At 72.0% G+C, this 17,221-nt stretch carries 13 protein-coding genes and 1 tRNA gene; 1 reads left to right on the top strand and 13 read right to left on the bottom strand.

The window, feature by feature from the left end; genetic code table 11:
- Nucleotides 1–73 precede the first annotated feature (73 nt).
- Nucleotides 74–2,245, top strand: coding sequence for an Ig-like domain-containing protein (locus AC3CCI_RS03285; RefSeq protein ID WP_488628090.1), 2,172 nt, complete (start codon nt 74–76; stop codon nt 2,243–2,245).
- Between the two features lie 179 nt (nt 2,246–2,424).
- Here AC3CCI_RS03285 and AC3CCI_RS03290 read toward each other — a convergent pair.
- The 13 genes from AC3CCI_RS03290 to AC3CCI_RS03350 form a co-directional block, all read right to left on the bottom strand.
- Nucleotides 2,425–2,498 (bottom strand) — tRNA-Leu (locus tag AC3CCI_RS03290).
- Between the two features lie 93 nt (nt 2,499–2,591).
- Complete coding sequence (locus AC3CCI_RS03295) at nt 2,592–4,103, bottom strand: NAD(P)/FAD-dependent oxidoreductase (RefSeq protein WP_488628091.1); 1,512 nt, start codon at nt 4,101–4,103, stop codon at nt 2,592–2,594.
- Between the two features lie 39 nt (nt 4,104–4,142).
- The gene (locus AC3CCI_RS03300) at nt 4,143–5,390 is read right to left on the bottom strand and encodes a S8 family serine peptidase (protein WP_488628092.1); all 1,248 of its coding nucleotides are present in this window, start codon (nt 5,388–5,390) and stop codon (nt 4,143–4,145) included.
- A 5-nt stretch (nt 5,391–5,395) separates the two neighbouring features.
- A complete protein-coding gene (locus tag AC3CCI_RS03305; protein ID WP_354593614.1) occupies nt 5,396–5,953 on the bottom strand; it encodes a DUF501 domain-containing protein in 558 nt (185 codons plus the stop codon).
- On the bottom strand, nt 5,950–6,507 hold the full coding sequence (locus tag AC3CCI_RS03310; RefSeq protein WP_488628093.1) for an FtsB family cell division protein: 558 nt from the start codon (nt 6,505–6,507) through the stop codon (nt 5,950–5,952). Before AC3CCI_RS03310 ends, AC3CCI_RS03305 begins: the two co-directional genes overlap by 4 nt.
- A gap of 86 nt (nt 6,508–6,593) precedes the next feature.
- Entirely contained in the window at nt 6,594–7,874 is a 1,281-nt protein-coding gene (eno, locus tag AC3CCI_RS03315; RefSeq protein ID WP_354593616.1) for a phosphopyruvate hydratase, read from the bottom strand.
- A 102-nt stretch (nt 7,875–7,976) separates the two neighbouring features.
- Complete coding sequence (gene hisS / locus AC3CCI_RS03320) at nt 7,977–9,218, bottom strand: histidine--tRNA ligase (RefSeq protein ID WP_488628094.1); 1,242 nt, start codon at nt 9,216–9,218, stop codon at nt 7,977–7,979.
- 264 nt (nt 9,219–9,482) lie between these two features.
- Complete coding sequence (locus AC3CCI_RS03325; RefSeq protein ID WP_488628095.1) at nt 9,483–10,064, bottom strand: TetR/AcrR family transcriptional regulator; 582 nt, start codon at nt 10,062–10,064, stop codon at nt 9,483–9,485.
- Between the two features lie 333 nt (nt 10,065–10,397).
- Nucleotides 10,398–11,186, bottom strand: a complete 789-nt coding sequence (locus tag AC3CCI_RS03330) for a MazG nucleotide pyrophosphohydrolase domain-containing protein (RefSeq protein ID WP_488628096.1) — start codon at nt 11,184–11,186, stop codon at nt 10,398–10,400.
- Between the two features lie 95 nt (nt 11,187–11,281).
- Nucleotides 11,282–14,893, bottom strand: a complete 3,612-nt coding sequence (mfd, locus tag AC3CCI_RS03335; RefSeq protein ID WP_354593620.1) for a transcription-repair coupling factor — start codon at nt 14,891–14,893, stop codon at nt 11,282–11,284.
- A gap of 190 nt (nt 14,894–15,083) precedes the next feature.
- The gene (pth, locus tag AC3CCI_RS03340; protein ID WP_354593621.1) at nt 15,084–15,674 is read right to left on the bottom strand and encodes an aminoacyl-tRNA hydrolase; all 591 of its coding nucleotides are present in this window, start codon (nt 15,672–15,674) and stop codon (nt 15,084–15,086) included.
- A gap of 60 nt (nt 15,675–15,734) precedes the next feature.
- Nucleotides 15,735–16,370 carry a 50S ribosomal protein L25/general stress protein Ctc gene (locus AC3CCI_RS03345; protein ID WP_354593622.1) on the bottom strand — a complete coding sequence of 212 codons (636 nt, stop codon included), beginning with the start codon at nt 16,368–16,370 and terminating at the stop codon, nt 15,735–15,737.
- A 274-nt stretch (nt 16,371–16,644) separates the two neighbouring features.
- Complete coding sequence (locus AC3CCI_RS03350; protein WP_354593623.1) at nt 16,645–17,178, bottom strand: gluconokinase; 534 nt, start codon at nt 17,176–17,178, stop codon at nt 16,645–16,647.
- Between the last annotated feature and the right edge of the window lie 43 nt (nt 17,179–17,221).

The following is a 17,221-nucleotide window of genomic DNA, read 5'->3' on the forward strand; positions in this document are numbered from 1 at the left end:
TGAATGGGTGACAGTGTTCGAGTCACCGACCCCGCCATCGATGCGTCCGCCGGCCCCCGTCGTCGGACGCTCCGTGCGTGCGCCCCGCCGGGGGCGACGTGCCCTGTCGACGATCGCCGCCGTCCTGCTCGGCCTCTCGATGACCCTGTCGGCGGGCGCGGTCGCCCGGGCGGCGAGCGACCCCTCGGGCACGCCGACGCCCGAGCCGTCGCTCGGCCAGCCCGGGCCGCAGCCGGTCGCCCCGACCATCCGCGACGTCGGCGACCAGGACGTCAACGACGTCGTGGTCGGTGGCACGGGCACGCCCGGCGCCACCCTGCGGGTGCTCGACCCGCGCGTCCCCAGCCGTGCCTTGTGCGAGGTCGCCGTGCCCGCCGACGCCACGAGTCCCGCCGCGTGGTCGTGCCCGGTGACGCTCGAGAACGGCGCCGACCAGACCCTCACGGTCCGCGACGTCACCCACTCCACCGTGGTCGGCGACGGGGTGAGCGCCCCGTTCTCGGTGCTCGGTCCCCCGACCGTCCGGGGCGGGCCCGCCCTGGGCGGCAAGGTCGGCGGAGCCGCCCACCCCGGTGCCCGGGTCACGATCGAAGGAGGCGCGACAGCGGTCTCGGCGTCGGCCGACGGAACAGGCGCCTGGTCGGTGGTGCTCCCCGCCTCGACCTGGCCCACCGGGCGCTACACGCTGCGGGCGACGCAGAGCTCCGCGTCCGTGCCGGCGGTCCCGCACTCGGCGTCCTCGGCCGACGCCACCGTCACGATCGACCGTGACGCCCCGGCCGCACCCGTCGTCGTCACCCCGCGCGACGGCGACCGCGTCACGACCCAGCCCCTCGTCGTCGCCGGGACGGGAGAAGACGGAGCCACGGTCACCGCGTACGTCGACAGCACCCCCGTCTGTCAGGCGTCGGTGGTCGGCGGTTCGTGGCGGTGCACGTCGTCCGACCCCGCCCTGGCCGAGGGCACGCATCTCGTGCAGGCCGCCCAGATCGACGCGGCGGTCAACGTGGGGCCGCCCAGCGCGGGTGTCTCGGTCACCGTGGCGTCCTCGGCGTCGTCACCCGCGCCTCCCGGTCCGTCGGCCTCCCCGGCGCCGCCGACCGGGCCGGGGGCGACGGCGGGTCCGGGTGTGCCGTCGGACCCGGGGGCCGGGTCGACCGTGGCGCCCGTTCCAGGGGACGGCGACGCCGACGCGCCGGGTGGCGGCAGCCCGGGCGGGGGCGACTCAGGGCAGGCCGACACCCCGGCCGGAGCAGGATCGTGGGCCGCGGCGACGACGTTCGGCCGTGATCTGCCGACCGTCGGGCAGGCCACGGCCGGCACCGGCTGGTTGCTCGCCGTCGGGCTCGCCGTGGCGTTCGTCCTCCTCGTCGTGGGGCCCGCACGACTGCTCGCGACCGCCCTGCGAGGTCGGCTCCCGAGTCGCGGCCTGCGCCTCACGGGCCGGAACAGGCGCCTGGAGCCGCCCACCTCGTTCTCGACCGGGCAGGTCGACCCCCGCCTGACCGCCGCGCTCACCGTCGCCGCCGGCGCGGCCGTCGTGGGACTCGCCGCAGGCCTCGACGGCGAGGTCCGCTCCGCACGCCTCCTCGCCGGCATCCTCGTCGGGGTCGCCCTGGTCAACGTCCTCGCCGTCGTGCTGCCGACCCTCGTGACGTCCCGGCTGCTGGGGCGCGTGCCTCGCGTGCGGATCTCGCCACACCTCCTCCTCGTCGCCGTGGTCGCGTGCGCCGTCACCCGGGTGCTCGGCCTCGACCCGCCCCTCGTGCTCGGGGTGGTGCTCGTCGGTGGCCTCGTGGCGTCGCCGACGTCGCGCCACGGTCGGGCCGCCGAGCCCGACGCTCGCGAGGACGGGCTGTCGGCCCTCGTGCAGGTCGGAGCCCTGGTGGTCCTGTCGGCCGTGGCCTGGGCGGTCCACGGAGCCCTGCCGGGCAGCGGCGGATTCGCGACCGAGCTGGGCCTCGAGATCAGTGCGACCGTGTGCCTGACCGGACTGGGTTCGCTCGTCCTCGCCCTGGTCCCGCTGGGGACGCTGCCGGGCCGACACCTCTGGGACTGGTCCCGGCCCGTGCACGTGGGCGTGACGGTGGTCGGCGTGGGCACGGCGGCAGCGGTGCTGGCGGGCGGTCCCTCGTCGTCCTTCCCGGTGGGCGGGGCGGTCGTGGCCGCCGTCGTGCTCGCCGGCCTCTGCCTCGCGGTCTGGCTCTGGACGACCTTCGTCGAGGACGATGCGGCGGGCGCCTGACGCCCGTCAGCTGATCGTGGCGCGGCAGACGGGTGCCGCGGCCGTCGGCGACTCCGGAGATCGACGCACCCCGCCCGAGATCCGCCACACGAGCGCGTCGGATTCCGGAATTGCCGACGTCCACGGGCGGTGGGTGGGGCGGTGACCCCGCCCCTCACGTCGCGTCGCGTCGGAGGGCGTGCCCCCGCAGGGACTCGAACCCTGACTGAAGCGATTTTAAGTCGCCTGCCTCTGCCGATTGGGCTACGGGGGCCCGGAACGACCAGCCTACGAGACACGGACGCCCGCCCGCTGCAGGGCAGCGAGCGGGCGTCGTCGTGACGTTCGACCGTCGGTCGGCGAGGACCTACTCGGCGGCAGGCTTCCGGGCCGGCGCCTTGCGGGCGGGCTTCGAGGCGGCGTCGCCCCCCTCGGCCGTGCCCTTCTTCGCCGTGCCGTCGTCCTCGACCGGGTTCGCGTAGGCGGGTCCGGCCTCGCCGGCCGGCTGACCCGCGCCGGCGTCCACAGCCGCGGCCGGAGCCCCGGCCGGCGTCTCGACGGCCGGCTTCGGCCGCGAGGCGAACTCCTCGAACGCCGCACGAGGGCGCTCGCGGTTGTCGAGCGAGACGATGTCGCGTCCCAGCCAGAAGTTGTTCCACCAACCGCCCACGACGCGGAACTTCCGCTCGAAGGACGGCATGGCCATTCCGTGGTAGCCGCGGTGGGCCGCCCAGGCCGGGAAGCCCTTCATGGCGAACTTTCCGCTCTGGAAGACACCGACGTTCAGGCCCAGACCGGCGACGGCGCCGAGGTTCTCGTGCTTGTAGTCCACGAGCCCCTCGCCGCGGAGCGATGCGACGATGTTCTTGGCGAGGCGCTTGCCCATGCGGACGGCGTGCTGGGCGTTCGGCACGCAGAAGCCGCCGACGCCCTTGCCGGTGAGGTCGGGGGTGGCCGCGACGTCGCCGCAGGCCCAGGCGTCGGGGACGACGGTCTCGCCGTCGACGATGCGGAGGTCGGCCTTCACGGTGATGCGTCCACGCTGCTCGAGCGGGAAGTCGGTGCCCCGGACCATCGGGTTGGCCATGACCCCGGCCGTCCAGACGATGAGGTCGGACTCGAACGATTCTCCGGTCGAGAGCTCGATCTTGCCGCCCACCGCCGACTGCAGCTGCGTGTCGAGGTGCACGGTGGCGGCACGTTCGGCGAGGTTCTTGAGCACCCAGTGGCTGGTCTCGAGCGAGACCTCGGGCATGATGCGGCCCATCGCCTCGACGAGGTGGAAGTGCGTGTCGTCGATGGTGAGGTCGGGGTAGTTCTTCAGCAGGTCGCTGGCGAAGCTGCGGAGCTCGGCGAACACCTCGATGCCGGCGAAGCCGCCACCCACGACGACGACGGTCAGCAGGCGGTCCCGCTCGGGACCGGCGGGCAGGTTGGCGGCCTTCTGGAAGTTCGTGAGGACCTTGTCGCGGATCGCCGCGGCCTCTTCGATGGTCTTGAGGCCGATGGCCTCGTCGGCTACGCCCGGGATCGGGAACGTGCGCGACACGGCGCCCGCCGTCATGACGATCTGGTCGTACTCCATAGTCCACGCATCGCCCACCTCGGGGGTGATGGTGGCGGTCCTCGAGGCGTGGTCCACGCCCGTGACCTTGGCCGTGACCACGTTCGTCTTCTTGAGGTGACGACGGAGGGCCACGACGGCGTGACGCGGCTCGATCGACCCGGCCGCCACCTCGGGCAGGAAGGGCTGGTACGTCATGTAGGGCAGCGGGTCGACGATCGTGACCTCGGCCTCGCCCGCGCGCAGCCACTTCTCGAGCTTCCAGGCGGTGTAGAAACCGGCGTAGCCGCCGCCGACGATCAGGATTTTGGGCACGGCGAATGTCTCCTTGAGGTGGGGGTGTCGCAGACGACCTTACCCCGAGCGCCGCGCCCGCCTGAACTGACGGACCGCACCGAGGACGACCAGGGTCGCCGCCCCGCCGAAGACCGCGAGGACGATGAGGGGGATGCCCGTCGACCGCATGGTCTCGACGGTGGGCAGCAACACGGCCAGGGGCTGACCCGGATCGGGCACCGGCGTCGGGACGGGGGCCTCGTCCGTCGGGTTCGTCGCCTGGGCCGAGGGCGCGGGCACGTCGGCGCGACGGTGCACCCTGATCCATTCGGACAGGTCGCCCATCGGGTTGGCGTCGACGGCGGGCACCGAGGCCGTCACGGCGGCGGCGGCGTCGACCAGCCCGTAGCCGTACAGGGGGTCGGGGGTCGAGTCTCCCTTGGGGGTGGCCGTGGCCACGACCCTGTTGATGACGTCGTCGGCGTCGAGTTCGGGGTGGGCGCTGCGGACGAGGGCCACGATGCCGGCCACCAGGGGCGTCGCGCCGCTCGTGCCGCTCCAGCTGTAGTGCACGTCGCCGGGGCCCACTCCGACGAGGTCCTCGCTCGGGGCGGCCACGCCGATCGTGATGCCCTGGCTCGAGGCGTCGAAGCTCGCCGTGCCCGCTCGGTCGACGCCGGCGACCGTCAGCACGCCCGGCATCGTCGCCGGTGCGCCGACCTCGGTCGTCCCGCTCCCCCGGTTGCCGGCCGCCGCGACGACGACGACGTCGTGGTCCATGGCGTAGAGGAAGGCGTCGTCCCAGCTGGTCGGCCAGTCGAGGGTGTTCCGGGTCAGCGACATGTTGATGACGTCCGCCCCGGCGTCGACCGCCCAGCGGACGGCCCGGGCGATCTGGTCGTCGGAGTCGACCGCCGACGCTCCGAAGCCGACCGAGACCGAGAGCAGGTCGGCCTCGGGTGCGACCCCGATGACGCCGTCGCCGGGACCCGTGCCACGGCCGGCGACCATCGACCCGACCAGGGTGCCGTGGTTCGGGTCGTCGCCGACCGGTGTCTGACCGTCGGCCGAGCCGAGCCCCGACACATCCGTGCCCCCGACGACGGCGCCCTGCAGTTCTGTCACGGACGAGTCGACGCCCGTGTCGATCACGGCAACGGTCGTCCCCGCGCCCCGCGTCGTCTGCCAGGCCCGCTCGATGCCGTAGTCGGAGAGCCAGTACTCGGCGTCACGCACCTGGTCGGCCGAGGCCGACGCGGCCGGTACGACGGCCGCCACGAGCGCCCCCAGCACCACGAACGCGACGAACCCCCCGGAGCGACGCACGAGCGTCAGGCTCCCCCACCCGCGACGTCGACGACCGCCGTCGCCGGCTCACCCGCGGAGCGGTCGGGGCAACGGCACACGTCGGGGCTCCACGCCGCGCGCTCGAGGGCCAGGTCGCCGAACGGGTTGACGCCCGGCCCGGCGGCCAGTGCGTGGCCGACGAGGGCGTGCAGGCACTTGATCCGCTCGGGCATGCCCCCGGCCGTCACGTGGTCGATCTCGTCGACGTGCTCGATGCTCTCGCGGTCGGCGAGGTAGGACTCGTGGGCGGCGAGGTAGCGCGCCCGCAGGTCGGGGTCGCTCTCGAGCAGGGCCGTGAACTCGGCCATCACGCCGGTGGCCTCGAGGGTCGACACGGCGGCGGTGGCACCGGGATGGCACAGATAGTACAGCGTGGGGAACGGCGTGCCGTCGGTCAGCCGCGGCTTGGTGGCGACGACCGTCGGCGCACCGCAGGCACAGCGGGCGGCGATGCCGATGACGTCGCGCGCCGGACGGCCGAGCTGGGCCGTCACCGCACGGACGTCGTCGTCGGTCACGGGGTCGAAGGGTGGCCTGGTCACGGCGTGCCGCCTGTCTGGTCGGAGGTCGGGGCGGGCACCTGGCTGCCGCTGATGTCGGGGGCGACGAGCTCGGTCGCGGGTTCGTCGCTCAGGCCCGCGTCGAGGACCGAGGAGGTCATCGCCGCGACCCAGTCGACCTGGGGCGTCTGGAGCGAATCGCTGATCGTCGTGCCGGTGCCGGGAGCCGTGCCCGGCGCCTCCGTCGCGTCGTCGCCCATGACGAGGTAGCTGTACTCGCCCGGGTAGACGTAGAGCAGGCGGTCTCGGGCCTGCGCCTCGATGTACGCCGGGTCGCTCCACCGGGCCACGTCTTGTTTGAGCTCGTCCACCGACTGCTCTTGCTGCCGCACGTCGTCCTGCAGGGCGGCGATCTGCTGCTGCTGCTGGATCAGGGTGCGCAACGACGGCGCCAGGATGACGACGAACATGACGAGGATCACCAGCATCAGCACGCTGAAGCCCGAGAACCGGATGCTGCGCAGCCAGTGGCCCGTCGGCGTCTCGCTGGCCGGCAGGGTCACCGGCACACGGCGGTTCCAGGTCTCACGGGGCATGCCACGAGCCTAAACGACGTCTCTGGGGGAACGACGGAGGCCCGCCCCGCACGAGCGGGACGGGCCCCGAGGAGGCGCGGGTGGCGTCAGGCGGAGAAGCGCGGGAAGGCGCCGTACCCGGCGTACACGGCGGCGTCGCCCAGTTCTTCTTCGATGCGGAGGAGCTGGTTGTACTTCGCGACGCGCTCGCTGCGGGCCGGAGCGCCGGTCTTGATCTGGCCGGCGTCGGTCGCGACGGCGAGGTCGGCGATCGTGGTGTCCTCGGTCTCGCCCGAACGGTGCGAGAGCACCGTCGTGTAGCCGCTGCGCTGCGCGAGCGCCACGGCGTCGAGCGACTCGGTCAGCGTGCCGATCTGGTTGACCTTGACGAGGATCGAGTTCGCGGCCCCGGCCGAGATGCCCTTGGCGAGACGCTCGGGGTTGGTGACGAACAGGTCGTCGCCGACGATCTGCGTCTTCGACCCGATCTCGCTCGTGAGGTGGGCCCAGCCCTCCCAGTCGTCTTCGTCGAGGGGGTCCTCGATGGTGACGAGGGGGTACGACGCGACGAGGTCGGCGTAGTAGTTCGCGAGGAACGCCGAGTCGCGCTTCTCGCCCTCGAAGGTGTAGCTGCCGTCGGCGTAGAACTCGCTCGAGGCCACGTCGAGGCCCAGGGCGAGGTCCTTGCCGGGGGTGAAGCCGGCCTTGGTGATGGCCTCGACGAGGAGGTCGAGGGCGGCACGGTTGCTGTCGAGGTTCGGCGCGAAGCCGCCCTCGTCACCCAGGCCGGTCGACAGGCCCTTGGCCTTCAGCTCGCTCTTGAGGGCGTGGTAGGTCTCGGCACCCCACTGCAGGGCCTCGGCGAACGACGACGCGCCGACGGGCAGGATCATGAACTCCTGGATGTCGACGTTGCTGTCGGCGTGCGAGCCGCCGTTGATCACGTTCAGCATCGGCACCGGCAGGGTGTGCGCGTTCGGCCCGCCGATGTAGCGGAAGAGCGGCAGGTCGGCCGAGTCGGCCGCGGCGCGGGCGACGGCCAGCGAGACGCCGAGGATGGCGTTCGCGCCGAGGCGCTTCTTGTTGTCGGTGCCGTCGAGCTCGATCATGGCCTGGTCGATCAGGCGCTGGTCGGTGGCGTCGAGGCCCTCGACCTCGGGGCCGATCTCGTCGATGACCGCGGCGACGGCCTTGAGCACGCCCTTGCCGAGGTACCGGCTCTCGTCGCCGTCGCGCAGCTCGTAGGCCTCGAAGGCCCCGGTCGATGCACCGGAGGGGACGGCCGCACGCGACACCGTCCCGTCTTCGAGCAAGACCTCGACCTCGACGGTGGGGTTGCCCCGCGAGTCGAGGATTTCGCGGGCGCCTACGGCGTCGATTGCTGCCACTGGAGAGCTCCTTAGTAGTCGTTCGTCTGGGGACGCGAGGTCCGCGGCCCAGCTTAGCCGCGCCTCCTGCCCTGGTTCGTGGCGGGGAGCCGACGGCGGTGGTCAGCCGATGGTGCGGACCTCGAGGTCGGCGACCGACTCGCCACCCCGGACGGTCACGAACCGACCGAAGCCGGCGGCAGCCAGGCCGTCGAGCTGGTTGGTGAAGTTCTTGGCCCGCTTCTCGAGGCGGACGCGTCGCTCGCCGCCCGCCAGCAGGTCGCGCTGCAGGGCGAGCAGCTCGACCGGCTCGACCTTCTTGTCGTAGACCAGCGCGAGGCCCTCGTCGTCGTCGGTCGCGAGCGTCACCAGGTCGACGAGGCGCTCGAAGCCCAGCGAGAAGCCGGCCGCGGGCACGTCGCTGCCGAGGAAGCGCCCGATCATGCCGTCGTAGCGACCCCCGCCCCCCAGCGAGTACGGGACGTCGGGGTGGGCGATCTCGAAGATCGTGCCGGTGTAGTAGCCCATGCCGCGGACGAGGGTCGGGTCGAACTCGAGGGTGGCTCCGGGCAGGGCGTCGCGGAGGGCCACCAGGTCGGCGAAGGCCGCACGGTCGAGCCACGGGGCGGCGTCGCCCTCGCCGGTCTGCCACGACGCGTCGGCCAGGCCCGCGAGCGCCTCGGCGAGATCGGGGGTGGTCACGCCGAGCGCGACGAGCTCGGCGACGACGCCGTCGACGCCGATCTTGTCGAGCTTGTCGACCACGATCAGCGCCTGGTCGGTGAGCGCCGCGGGCACGGACCAGTGCGCGAGCAGGGTCAGCAGGATGCGCCGGTCGTTCACGCGGATCGTCGTGCCGGTGAGGCCCAGGGCGTCGAGCACGGCGGTCGTCGCCTGGATCAGCTCGATCTCGGCCAGCGGACCCGCCTCGCCGAGCACGTCGATGTCGCACTGGACGAACTGGCGGTAACGCCCTTTCTGCGGCCGCTCGGCCCGCCACACCGGCGCGATCTGCACGGACCGGAACACCGCGGGGAGCTCGGCCCGGTGCGAGGCGTAGAACCGCGCGAGGGGAACCGTCAGGTCGAAGCGGAGACCGAGGTCGGCGAGCCCGAGGACGCTCTCGGCCGACCGGACGTCGTCGAGGTCGAGCCCCCGCTTCAGGACCGCGAAGACCTGCTTCTCGTTGTCGCCGCCGAGACCCGAGTGGAGGCGCGAGCTCTCTTCGACCACGGGCGTCTCGATCTCGTCGAAGCCGTACGAACGGTAGACGCCGCGGATGACCGAGAGGACGCCCTCACGACGCCTCTTGTCGGCAGGGAGGTGATCGCGCATGCCGCGCGGCGGGGTGACGGGATTCGGCATGGAGACATCCTCCCAGAGAGACCCGCCCTCGAACACGCGAGCGGAGTTGCGGGCATGTCACATTCTACGTTATGGTCTTCCTGGGTGGTCGACGCGAATCGGGTTGCGTGTCGATCCCACCTCGAGGCCCTCCCTTCCCTGCGGCGAGGGCCCGGGCCGGGCCGGGCGCATGGCGCTCGGCCCGGTTCCGCCTCGAGCGACACGTGGCGGGGCCCGCAGCGATCGACCCGAGCGACGAGCGACGGGTGGCGGGACCTGAAGGGGTCAACCCTGAGGGACGCTCGTGACGAACGTCTCGACGGCGTGCTTGTAGGCGGCCGACGTCCGACGACCCTCGCCCGAGACGATGGCGTCGTACTGCAGTCCGAACAGGGCGTCGACGAAGACGCGGGCCGCGACCTTCGCATCCGCCGTCGCCGAACCCCTCGCCGTCGCCCAGGCGGCGACGTGGTCGACCCAGCGCCCGACCGCCTTCTGCGCGGTGCCTCCCGTCTCACCGGCGACGGTCTCGAGCAGAGCGGCTTCGAGCTCGAGCCGGTGGAGGTCACGACCGCGCTCGGTGGACACGTCGTGCCACACCTTCGCGAGGTGCTTCGAGAACGCCTCCGAGTCGAGATCGGCGACCTCGACGGCCAGGAGCGCGTCGTTGCGGGCCACGACCGCTCGGACGATCTCGGCGATGAGCTCGGCGCGGTTGCCGAAGTGGTAGACGAAGACGTAGGTGCTGACCCCGAGGGCCTCGGCCAGGGTCCGGAACGACACGGTGGCGAGCGAGCGACCTCGGAGGTGTTCGAGGATCTGCCCGAGGAGTTCGGGCTTGCGGGTGGGGTCGGGTTTGCGAGGCATGATGCCGCTCCTTCGTGCCGACGACTCGGACTCGCCCTGCGCGATCGCCGTCGTCGTAGTGGACCATAACAGACGTCTGTCGTGGCCGACCGGCCGATCCGTGACGGCTCCGACACCCCGCACCGACGCCTCGTCGGGCACCTCGACGGGCACCTCACGGGTCACCTCGACGGTGGACCGACATGTCGGCCTTTGACATGTCAACACTCGTCCTCTACATTGAGAACACCACTCGCACACCGGCCGGGACGACGCCCCTGGGCCTCGTGGTCCGGTGGTCGAGCGACGGCTCGCCGCTCATTCGGGTTGAGCAGGCGGCGCCGGGGTGCCCCCTCATTCGGGTTGAGGGGGCACCTGCTCGTCCCGGTCAGAGCGACCCGCCGCGACCTCGTCCGTCGTGTCTCCTTCGCTCGGTGCGGTCGCGGCGCCGCGCTCCCCAGACTCGCCGTGCTCGCCGCGCTCGTCGCGCTCGTCGCGGCGCAGCATCGCCTCGCGCTCCCGGACCGCCGCCCGCAGCGCACGCTCGGCGTCGATGCCACGGTCGCCGGCCTCGTCCACCTGAGCGAGCAGGGCACGCCCCCAGGCGAGCTCGGTCGCCGGCACCGACCGCACCGCCCCCTCGCCGTCGTCGGTGGACGGCGAGACGGGTGCGTTCGGGACGGCGGGCGACGGCCGGGCCGCACCGGTCGCCGCCCGCTTCGCATCGAGCTTCTGGGCCCGCGCGAGAGCCGGCTGCCCCGGGGGCAGGCCGTCGTACGCACTCGTCCGCCGGGCCTTCTCCCGCGCCTTGGCCGCCGAGTACAGGCGGACGATGTCGTCGAGGTCGGCGGCCTGGTCGGCTCCGAACACGTGCGGGTGCCGCCGCACCGTCTTCGCGCTCACGTCACGGACGACGTCGCCGAGGTCGAACGAGCCCGAGGAGGCGCGCGCGGCGAGGGCGCTGTGCAAGACCACCTGATAGAGCACGTCCCCGAGCTCTTCCCGCACGTCGTCGGGGGTGCCGTCCTCGATCGCCTCGACGAGTTCGTAGGTCTCCTCCACGAGGTAGGCCACGAGGGACTCGGCCGTCTGGGCCCGGTTCCAGGCGCAACCGCCCTCGTCGGCGAGGAGGGCGTCGACCACGCCGACGAGTTCGTCGATCGCGGCACCCGCCCCGGGCTCGCGACCGCCTCGCGCCTCCTGGGGTGTGGAGCCCGGACCCCGCCCGACCGGCACGCTCAGTTCGCCGCCGCCGTGTCGGTCGCGGGGCGCGCGACCGGGGCCGAGTAGATCGCCGACAGCAGCTGTTCGACCCAGACGATCAGCTCGTCGTCGGTCGGCGCCTGCCCGTGCGCCCTGGGCAAGGGCACGCTGACGGCGTTCGCCTGGGCGAACCAGCGGGCGCCCGGGTACATGCGCTGCAGCCGCACCTGCATGCTGTCGGGCAGGTCGACGCCGGCGACCCGCAGGTTGCTGCCCATGACCACGACCTCGCTGAGCCCGGCCTTCTGGGCGGCACGTCGGAGGCGAGACACCTCGATCAGCGCCAGGACGGGTGCCGGGGGCTCGCCGTACCGGTCGGTGAGCTCGTCGAGGACGGCGTCGATCTGGTCGTCGGTCGAGGTGGGCGAGCTCGCCGTCGAGAGCTTCTGGTACGCCTCGAGACGCAGGCGCTCGCTCTCGACGTACTCTTCGGGCACGTGGGCGTCGACCGGCAACTCGAGTCGCAGCTCGGTCTGCCCCTCGGCCACGTCGCCGCGGAACGAGCTGACGGCCTCGCCGATCATGCGGAGGTAGAGGTCGAAGCCGACGCCGGCGATGTGGCCGGACTGCTCGCCACCGAGCAGGTTGCCGGCCCCGCGGATCTCGAGGTCTTTCAGGGCCACCTGCATGCCCGCACCGAGCTCGTTGTTGGCCGCGATGGTCTCGAGCCGGTCCTGGGCGGTCTCGCTCAACGGCTTGTCGGCGTCGTAGAGGAAGTACGCGTAGCCACGTTCGCGACCGCGACCCACGCGACCACGCAGCTGGTGCAGCTGGCTCAGACCGTACTTGTCGGCCCGGTCGATGATCAACGTGTTGGCGTTCGCGATGTCGAGGCCGGTCTCGATGATGGTGGTGGAGACCAGCACGTCGAACTTGCGCTCCCAGAAGTCGACCATGACCTGTTCGAGCGTCGACTCGGCCATCTGGCCGTGGGCGACCGCGACACGGGCCTCGGGCACGAGCTCGGCGATCTGCGCGGCGATGCGGTTGATGCTCGACACCCGGTTGTGGACGTAGAACACCTGCCCCTCGCGCAGCAGTTCGCGTCGGATCGCGGCGGCCTTCTGACGGTCGCTCTCGGGGCCGACGAAGGTGAGGATCGGATGCCGGTCTTCGGGCGGCGTGGCGAGCGTCGACATCTCGCGGATGCCCGTGACCGCCATCTCGAGCGACCTCGGGATCGGCGTGGCCGACATCGCGAGGATGTCGACGTTGGTCTTGAGCTTCTTCAGCGCGTCCTTGTGCTCGACGCCGAAGCGCTGTTCTTCGTCGATGATGACCAGCCCGACGTCCTTGTACGAGATGCCCTCGCTGAGCAGCCGGTGCGTGCCGATGACCATGTCGACGGTGCCGTCGCCGAGGCCCGCGATGGTCTCTTTCGACTCCTTCGCGGTCTGGAACCGGCTCAGGCTGCGCAGGTGCACGGGGAACCCGGCGAAACGGTCGCTGAAGGTGTCGAAGTGCTGCTTGACCAGCAGGGTCGTCGGCACGAGCATGACGACCTGCTTGCCGTCCTGGATGGCCTTGAACGCGGCCCGGACGGCGACCTCGGTCTTGCCGTAACCCACGTCGCCCGAGAGGAGGCGGTCCATGGGGATCGGGCGCTCCATGTCGGCCTTGATCTCGTCGATGGTCGTGAGCTGGTCGGGCGTCTCGGCGAACGGGAAGGCCTCTTCGAGCTCGCGCTGCCAGGGGGTGTCGGGCGGGAACGCGTGACCCTTGCTCGCCATGCGGGCGGAGTAGAGCTTCACGAGCTCGACCGCGATGTCGCGGACGGCCCTGCGGGCCTTGCCCTTCGCGGCCGCCCAGTCGCCGCCGCCCATCTTGCTGAGCGAGGGCGCCTCGCCGCCGACGTACCGGCTGAGCAGGTCGAGCTGGTCGGTCGGCACGTAGAGCTTGTCGCCGGGATAGCCGCGCTTCGAGGGCGCGTACTCGAGGACGAGGTACTCGCGCGAGTGCTTCACGGCGTTCTTGCCGCCGCTCGACACCTCGCGGCTGGTGAGCTCGAGGAACTTGCCGATGCCGTGCGTGGAGTGCACGACCACGTCGCCCGGCTTGAGCTGCAGCGGGTCGACGACGTTCTTGCGCCGCGTCGCGAGCTTCTTGACCTGGCGGGAGTCGTAGTTGGCCGACCGACCGTAGAAGTCGGACTCGCCGAGGACGGCGATCTTGGATTCCATCAGTTCGAACCCGGCCTCGACGCCGCCGGCAACGAGGTGCACGACCCCGGGTTCGAGGGTCTCGGGCAGGGCGTCCTCGAGGCGGGCCGCGACCTCACGCTCGGCGAGGACGTCCCGTGCCCGCTCGACGAGGCCGACGCCACGGGCCGTGACGACGACGCTCCACCCGTCGCGGACGCGCTGGACGACGTGCTCGAGCGCACCTTCGGCGTGACCGCTGAAGCTCGGCACGACGGCTGCGTCGACGCGCACGTAGTCGCCGGCCGAGGCGACCGCCTCGTCGTCGGACAGCACCTCACCCGAGTCGAAGCCGCTCATGGTGAACCAGGCCCGGTCACCCGCGGCCTCTCGGAGGTCGCGCAGGCTGAGGAAGTCACCCGAGTCGAGGTCGATCGGGGCCTCGGCCCCGGCCGTCGCGGCGTTCCACGCGGCGGAGAGGAACTCGCGGTTCGTCTCGGCGAGGCTCTGGGCCCGTGACACGACGCGCTCGGGCGAGAGCACCGCGATGGAGGCGCCCGCCGGCAGGTAATGCGTCACCGGCACCAGCCGGTGCACGAGGGCCGGCGCGAGGCTCTCCATGCCCTCGACGGGGATTCCCTCGGCGATCTTCGCGAGCATCTGGGACAGGCTCGGGAACTCGTGCTGCATCTCGCGCGCACGCTGACGAACGGCCTCGGTCAGCAGCATCTCGCGGCTCGGCGGCAGTTCGACCGAGGTGACCTCACCGTCGAGGCTTCGCTGGTCGGCCACCGAGAAGCGGCGGATCTGGTCGACCTCGTCTCCGAAGAAGTCGACGCGGACCGGGTGCTCGGCCGTGGGCGGGAAGACGTCGAGGATGCCACCGCGGACGGCGAACTCGCCGCGTCGGGTCACCATGTCGACCCGGGCGTACGCCAGGTCGACCAGGTGCACGGCGATGCCCGAGAGGTCGTGGCCCCGCTCGCCGACCGTCAGCTGCACCGGGTCGAGCTCGGCCAGGTTGTCGCTGAGGGGCTGGAGGGCGGCCCGGACCCCGGCCACGACGACGATCGGGCGGACCGTCTCGGGCGAGTCGGCCGCCTCGACCTGCCAGGTCGCTAGACGGCGGAGGGCGTGGATGCGTCGACCGACGGTCTCGGCGCTCGGGCTGAGGCGTTCGTGCGGCAGGGTCTCCCACGCGGGGAACTCGATGATCTCGGCCTCGGGCAGGTAGCTGGCGAGCGAACCCCGCACCGCCTCGGACTCGCGGCCGGTCGCCGTGACGACGAGCATCGCCTGCGGCCCCTGGCGGCGGTCGAGCAAGCCGGCCAGCAGCGGCACGCGGAGGCCGTCGACGACCGAGAAGTCGGTGCTGCGTGCGGCGCGGTCGAGGGCGCCGGAGAACGTGGAGGCGCGCGAGAGCGCCTTGATCAAACCCGCGAGTATCACCCGCACGATGTTACGCGGCACCACCGACACCGTGGCCGGGGTTCGCTGTCGGCGACACCTGGCCGGGTGAAGGGTCTGCTCAGCCCTTGGCGGTGTGGAACTTCAGTTGCGCGCTGGAGCTCAGAGGATCGCGAAGCGATCCCGCGACGCCAGCGCCGACCACGTCCGTGGTCGGTCACGCTCGGAACGCTCAGCCCTTGGCGGTGTGGAACTTGAGCTGTGCCGCCGTCAGCCCGTCCGTCGCGATCATCTCGACGGCGTCGGCGGCGTCGCCGAGCAAGAACGGGAGCTCCCTGCGTTCGGTCGACGAGAAGTCCTTGAGGACGAAGTCGGCGGCGTCCTGCCTGCCGGGGGGTCGGCCGATGCCGACCCGCACCCGGGTGAACTCGTTCGAGCCGGTGGCGGCGATGATGTCGCGGAGTCCGTTGTGCCCGCCGTGACCTCCGCCGTGCTTGAGCTTGACGGTGTCGAAGTCGATGTCGAGTTCGTCGTGGACGACGATCAAGCGCGACACGTCGAGGTCGTAGTAGCGCAACAGGGCCTGCGTCGGACCGCCCGAGACGTTCATGTAGGTCGCGGGCTTGGCCAGCACGAAGCGAGGGCCGCCGGGGGCTGTGCGCCCCTCGGCGACCGTCGCGTTCGTGCGGTGGCTCTTGAAGCCGGCGGACAGACGGTCGGCCAGTTCGGCCAGCACCATCTGCCCGACGTTGTGCCTGTTGCCGGCGTAGCCGGGCCCGGGGTTGCCGAGCCCGACCACGAGCCACCGGTCGTCGAGTGCCATCGTCGTGGTCGTCGCTCTCTCGGTGGTTCTGCGCCGGCAGGGTGTTCGGGGTGCGGGGTGTTACTCGGAGCGCTCTTCGTCCTCGATCGACTCGACGTCGCCCTCGGCCTCGGCGGCTTCGCCGTCCTCGTCCGAGACGGCGTCGGTCGTGAGGTCGAGCTGGGGCACCGAGACCGCGAGCACGAGGGTCTCGGGCTCGCTGACCAGCGTCGCACCCTTCGGCAGGACGAGGTCGGCGGCCGAGACCTGGGCGCCCTCTTCGAGGCCCTCGATCGAGACGACGACGTTCTGCGGGATGTGCGTGGCCTCGACCTCGAGCTCGACGGCGTTGAGCTCGACGACGTGGATCGTGCCGGGAGCCGACTCGCCCTCGACGTGCACGGGCACCTCGACGGTGACCTTCTCGCCCTGGCGGACGACGATGAGGTCGATGTGCTCGATGGTCTGCTTGACCGGGTCGCGCTGGATGTCCTTGACGAGGGCGAGCTGGTTCGTGCCCTCGATGTCGAGCGTGATGACGGCGTTCGCGCGACGCGTGATGAGCATCGTCTCGTGACCGGGCAGCGTGACGTGCTGGGGGTCGGTGCCGTGGCCGTAGATGACCGCGGGGATCTGGTCCTTCGCGCGGATCTTGCGGGCCGCGCCCTTGCCGAAGCTGGTGCGCACGAGGGCGCTGAGGGAGTTCTGGTCGGACATGTCGTCTCCTTGCAGGGGCCCGCGAGGGCCCGGGGGTGTGTGGTCGGTGTCAACTCGAACGCGCATCGCGTGAGGAAGGACCCGCAACCCGAGGGGTGTCGCCCGAGGACGGTCACCGCTGCACGAGTGGTGCCTGAGCACCGAGCGCCTGCCTACCGCGTCGATCACGGGTGCCGGAGCACCCCTCGCCGAGGTTCAGCTGCCCAGGTTACACGGGGGCCGGGCGCGTCGCCAACCCGCGCCTCCCGGGGTCGAGCGCCCGCAGGGCGACCGGTCAGTGCTCGAGCTCGCCGCGTCGCACCGCCCCCAGGTGCGCGACGACGGCGGCGACGATGTCGTCGGGGCCGGGTCGCACGTCCACCTCGAAGCCTGCCTCGTCGTCGGCGAGCGGCTCGAGGGTCGCGAACTGCGACTCCATCAACCCGGACGGCATGAAGTGGCCCTTGCGCTCGCGCTGCCGGCGGGCGACGAGGTCGCGCACGCCCGTCAGGTGGACGAAGAGGAGGCGCGGGTCACCGTCGCGCAGGACGTCGCGGTACGCCCGCTTGAGCGACGAGCACGCCACGACGACCGACTCGTCGCCCGCTGCGGCGATGCGGTCGGCCACGATGCGCAGCCACGGCCACCGGTCGTCGTCGTTTAGCGCGTGCCCCTCGGCCATCTTGAGGCGGTTGGCCTCGGGGTGCAGGTCGTCCGCGTCGACGAAGGGCACGCCGAGGGTCTCGGCGAGGAGCTCGCCCACGGTCGACTTGCCCGAACCGGACACCCCCATCACGACGACGGGCGGGAAGGGGGCGGCTTCGGTCACGGGGTCCTCGGGTCGTCTCGGGGCGGGGCGCAGGGCGAGCGCG

The organism is Frigoribacterium sp. CF331 (genome assembly GCF_057787905.1).

What these genes read in the sequence shown, in the direction of transcription:
- AC3CCI_RS03310 (WP_488628093.1), bottom strand. Translation starts at nt 6,507, where the DNA reads ATGCCCCGTGAGACCTGGAACCGCCGTGTGCCGGTGACCCTGCCGGCC.
- hisS (WP_488628094.1), bottom strand. Translation starts at nt 9,218, where the DNA reads ATGCCGAATCCCGTCACCCCGCCGCGCGGCATGCGCGATCACCTCCCT.
- AC3CCI_RS03325 (WP_488628095.1), bottom strand. Translation starts at nt 10,064, where the DNA reads ATGCCTCGCAAACCCGACCCCACCCGCAAGCCCGAACTCCTCGGGCAG.
- pth (WP_354593621.1), bottom strand. Translation starts at nt 15,674, where the DNA reads ATGGCACTCGACGACCGGTGGCTCGTGGTCGGGCTCGGCAACCCCGGG.
- AC3CCI_RS03345 (WP_354593622.1), bottom strand. Translation starts at nt 16,370, where the DNA reads ATGTCCGACCAGAACTCCCTCAGCGCCCTCGTGCGCACCAGCTTCGGC.